Origin of the sequence: Streptomyces sp. NPDC059003, from assembly GCF_042740445.1 — a bacterium.
GTDB lineage: Bacteria > Actinomycetota > Actinomycetes > Streptomycetales > Streptomycetaceae > Streptomyces.
The window spans coordinates 1-4,256 of the sequence record NZ_JBHYJH010000344.1 but is presented as its reverse complement, the minus strand read 5'-3'; the positions used below and the strand labels follow the sequence as shown (position 1 = coordinate 4,256).

Genomic DNA, 4,256 nt, shown 5'->3' with positions numbered 1-4,256 from the left:
GGGTCCAGGGGCGGCAGCCCCTGGTTTCGGGAAAGGGGCGGGACTGGGGCGCCCCGCGACGGCATGATGAAGCGCACCGTCCGCTTCCCCCACCCCCTCCGTCAAGGGAGCCCCGTTTGTTGCCCACCGTCGCCCTGGCCATCGTGGGGGCGGGCCCCCGCGGCACCAGCGTCCTGGAGCGCCTCTGCGCCTCGGCCCCCGAACTCCTCACACCGGCAACGCCCTTGACGGTGCACGTCGTCGACCCCGCCCCGCCGGGCCCCGGCCAGGTGTGGCGCACGGACCAGGCGCCCGAGCTCCTGATGAACACGGTGGCCTCCCAGGTGACCCTGTTCACCGACGCGAGCGTGGACTGCGCGGGCCCGGTGCGGCCGGGGCCGAGCCTGTACGAGTGGGCGGCCCGCGGCCACCTGCCCGGGCTCGGCCCCGACGACTACCCGACGCGCGCCGACTACGGCCGCTATCTGGAGTGGGTCTTCGCAAAGACGGTGCACACCGCGCCGGACACCGTACGCGTCGAGACGCACGCGGCCCGGGCGGTCGACCTCAGGGACACCGCCGACGGCCGCCAGACCCTCGTACTCGACAACTCCCGCACCCTGACGGGCCTTTCGGCCGTCGTCCTCGCCCAGGGCCATCTGCCCGCCGCGCCCGAGCGGCCCGCGGGACGCCTCGCGGAGCACGCCGCACGGCACGGCCTGCGCCACATCCCGCCCGCCAACCCGGCCGACGTGGACCTCACGCCCGTCGCACCCCGCGAGCCGGTCCTCCTTCGCGGGCTCGGCCTGAACTTCTTCGACCACGTGGCCCTGCTCACCGAGGGCCGCGGCGGCCGCTTCGTACGCGACGGGCACGGCCGCCTGCGCTACGCGGCGTCGGGCAACGAGCCGCGGCTGTACGCCGGTTCGCGCCGCGGGGTGCCGTACCAGGCGCGCGGCGACAACGCGAAGGGCCCGTACGGGCGGCACGAGCCCGCCGTGCTCACCTCCGACGTGATCGCCCGCTTCCGCAAGCGCGCGGACAGCGGGGACGCGCCCGACTTCCTGGCCGAGGTCTGGCCGTTGGTGGCGAAGGAGGTGGAGACGGTCTACTACGCGGCGCTGCTGAGCGCCCGCGGCAGACCGGAGCGGGCCCGGCCCTTTCGCCGTCACTTTCTCGACGTTCCCCACGGTTCGCCCCAAGAGTCCTTACTCCTGGACGGGTTCGGGGTCGCCGACGCCGACCGGTGGTCCTGGGAGCGGCTCGCGCGGCCCTGCGCGGGGCGCGCCTTCCGCTCGCCGCGGGACTTCCGCGCCTGGCTGCTCGGCCGGCTGCGGGCGGACGCCGCGCAGGCCGCGCTCGGGAATGTCGCGGGCCCGCTGAAGGCGGCGCTCGACGTGCTGCGCGACCTGCGCAACGAGCTGCGTCTCGTCGTCGACCACGGCGGCATCGCGGGCGCGTCGCGCCGCGACCACCTCGACGGCTGGTACACGCCGCTCAACGCCTTCCTGTCGATCGGCCCGCCGCGGCGGCGCATAGAGGAGCTGACGGCGCTCATCGAGGCGGGCGTGGTGGAGGTGCTCGGCCCGCGCCTCCAGGTGCGGGCGGCGGCCGGGGCGTTCCAGGCGTACTCGCCGGACATACCGGGCTCCGCGGTGCGGGTGACGACGCTCGTCGAGGCGCGGCTGCCCGAGCCGGACGTGCGGCGCACCGGCGACGAGTTGCTCGCACGGCTGCTGCGGCGGGGCCGGTGCCGCGCCCACACCGTCGACGGCCATGAGACGGGCGGCCTCGACGTGACGCCACGGCCCTACCGCGTGGTCGACCGCGCCGGGCGCCCGCATCCGCGGCGGTTCGCGTTCGGGGTGCCGACGGAGGGGGTGCACTGGGTGACGGCGGCGGGGGCGCGGCCGGGGGTGGACTCGGTGACGCTTTCGGACGCGGACGCGGTGGCGCGGGCGGCGTTGCGCGGCCTGAAAGAGGCTCCCCACTTGGTCCAGACCAGCGCCACGATAGCGAGCACGGAGGAAACAGCGGAGGCAACGGCGGATCCAGCCGAACCCCGTGCACCCCGGGGTGGACGGGACGGCCGGATACAGGGGATTCTCACGAAACACTCAGATGTTGAAGTTGCAAGTACTAGTTAGGCGCACCTAATCTTGGCGTCTCGATCGGTTCACGTCCCCAAACCGAACAAGACCGAAGGAGTCCCCCACCATGACTGAGCGTCTGAACAGCGCCCAGCCCTACGTCCTCGGCCTCTTCCGCATCGTCGTCGGCCTGCTCTTCTTCTGCCACGGCGCTTCCTCGCTCTTCGGAGCGTTCGGCGGCACGGACGGCAACGGTGCCACCGTCGACGCGGGCACCTGGCCGGGCTGGTACGCGGCCGCCATCCAGCTCGTCGGCGGCGTCCTCGTCCTGCTCGGCCTCGGCACCCGCGCCGCGGCGTTCGTCTCGTCCGGCTCGATGGCCTACGCCTACTTCAAGGTCCACCAGCCGGAGGAGCTGTGGCCGATACAGAACGGCGGCGAGGCCTCGGCCATGTTCTGCTGGGCCATGCTGCTCCTGGTCTTCACCGGCGCCGGCGCGTTCAGCGTCGACCGCCTCATCGCGGCGGCGCGCGGCGAGCGCGGCCAGAAGGCGGCGGACGCCGACGACAACGGCCGCGCCCCCATCGCGGCCTGAGCCCCACCCGCACGCACACCGGCGCCCTCTCCCCGTACCCGTTCATCGGTACGGGGAGGGGGCGCCGTCCTGTGCGTCCGTGCGGCGCCTACGCTCCCGGTGGCGGGGCGAACGGCACGCTGAAGCACGCGAGCCGGTCCCCGGCGCCGCCCTGTTCGCGGTGCAGCACGACGGACGCCGCCTCACCGCGCCGGAAGCCCCAGTCGTGGTGCGCGGACGCCTTGCCGGAACCGTCCGCCCGCGCGGTGAAGTCCAGCCACACTTCGTTGGCCGGATCGACGTCGCCCGGGTCGGTGGACGGCTTGTTCTGGTAGTGGCCGCCGGCCGCGGCCGGGTCCGCGCCGCAGGGCTTCTGGTGCACGTGCACGCCGTACGCGTGGCCGGGCTCCAGGCCCTTCACGCGCAGGCTCACGCGCGTGCCGGCCGGGTCGCTGCGCTGCGTCACCTCGATCCAGGACGCGGCGGGCACGAGCTTCTGGTCGTACGTGATCGCGGACGACGGCACGAAGGCCGTCGGCGGCGCGAACCGGCCCTCCGCGCGGACCTCCACGCAGTCCGTTCCGCCACTGGTTCCGCCCGCGGCGAGCACAGCCGCCGCCACGGCCGAGGTCAGTGCTAGTGGCACCATGGCCAAGCTCCTCGTATCACCAGGTCAGCACCCCTTTGGGGCGCTCTGTCACCGTTCGTACGGGCCGTCACCACCGTACGCCGCGGCGCGCGAGCCCGCCGGATGAACGAAGCGACCCCCACGTGAACGTGACGTAGCGAACATCTGAGCCCCCCGTGGATCTACGGGCGACCGTGCGGCGTACGCTGTACAGCTGTCATCAGGCCGCCAACCGCCGTCCCCGCCACATCGCGGCGATGTGTTGCCGACCGGGGAGTCACGGGGAGTTTCGGTGTTGGAGAGTGTGGGGGCGCTGACCGGCAGCCCATGGATCTACGCGGTCGTGGCACTCTCCGTCCTGTTCGACGTCTTCCTGCCGCTGCTGCCGAGCGGGGTGCTCGTCATCACGGCGGCCACGGCCGCCGCGGCGGCGGGCACCGGGACCGGGCGAGTGCCGCACGACGTGCCGGACATCCTGCTCCTGATGCTCTGCGCCGCGACGGCCTCCGTGCTCGGTGACCTCGTCGCCTTCCGCGTGGCCTGGCGCGGCGGCGAGCGGCTCGACCGGGCCATCGCCCGTTCGCGGCGCCTCACGAACGCGCAGGAACGTCTCGGTGCGGCTCTCTCGCGCGGGGGCGGTGCGCTCGTCGTCATCGCCCGCTTCGCGCCTGCGGGGCGGTCCATCGTCTCCCTCGGCGCGGGGGCCGCGCACCGGCGGGTGCGGGACTTCCTTCCCTGGTCCGCGGTTGCCGGTGTGGCCTGGGCCGCGTACAGCGTGGGGCTCGGGTACTTCGGGGGGCAGTGGCTCGGGGCGACGTGGCTGGCCGCCGGCGTCTCGGTGCTCGCCCTGTTCGCGGCGGGCGCCGCAGCGGCGTACTTGGTCCGCCGCCCCACAGAGCCAACGTCCCCCTGACCCCTGGGGGCTCCGCCCCCAGACCCCCTTTTCCCCACCCACCCGCCCTTTCTGGGGCTGTCGCCCCAGACC

Annotated in this window: 4 protein-coding genes; 3 read left to right on the top strand and 1 reads right to left on the bottom strand. The window is 73.9% G+C overall.

The window, feature by feature from the left end; all coding sequences use genetic code 11:
- The first annotated feature begins 116 nt into the window (after positions 1-116).
- Both ACFWZ5_RS45065 and ACFWZ5_RS45060 read left to right on the top strand, forming a co-directional pair.
- On the top strand, positions 117-2,126 hold the full coding sequence (locus ACFWZ5_RS45065; protein WP_384806752.1) for an FAD/NAD(P)-binding protein: 2,010 nt from the start codon (positions 117-119) through the stop codon (positions 2,124-2,126).
- 70 nt (positions 2,127-2,196) lie between these two features.
- A complete protein-coding gene (locus tag ACFWZ5_RS45060; RefSeq protein WP_384892972.1) occupies positions 2,197-2,664 on the top strand; it encodes a DoxX family protein in 468 nt (155 codons plus the stop codon).
- An 88-nt stretch (positions 2,665-2,752) separates the two neighbouring features.
- Here the strand turns inward: ACFWZ5_RS45060 and ACFWZ5_RS45055 are convergent, their stop codons facing one another.
- Positions 2,753-3,292, bottom strand: a complete 540-nt coding sequence (locus tag ACFWZ5_RS45055; RefSeq protein ID WP_384806930.1) for a superoxide dismutase family protein — start codon at positions 3,290-3,292, stop codon at positions 2,753-2,755.
- Between the two features lie 271 nt (positions 3,293-3,563).
- On the opposite strand from ACFWZ5_RS45055, the gene ACFWZ5_RS45050 reads away from it, so the two are divergent.
- A complete protein-coding gene (locus ACFWZ5_RS45050) occupies positions 3,564-4,184 on the top strand; it encodes a DedA family protein (RefSeq protein WP_384806932.1) in 621 nt (206 codons plus the stop codon).
- Positions 4,185-4,256 lie beyond the last annotated feature (72 nt).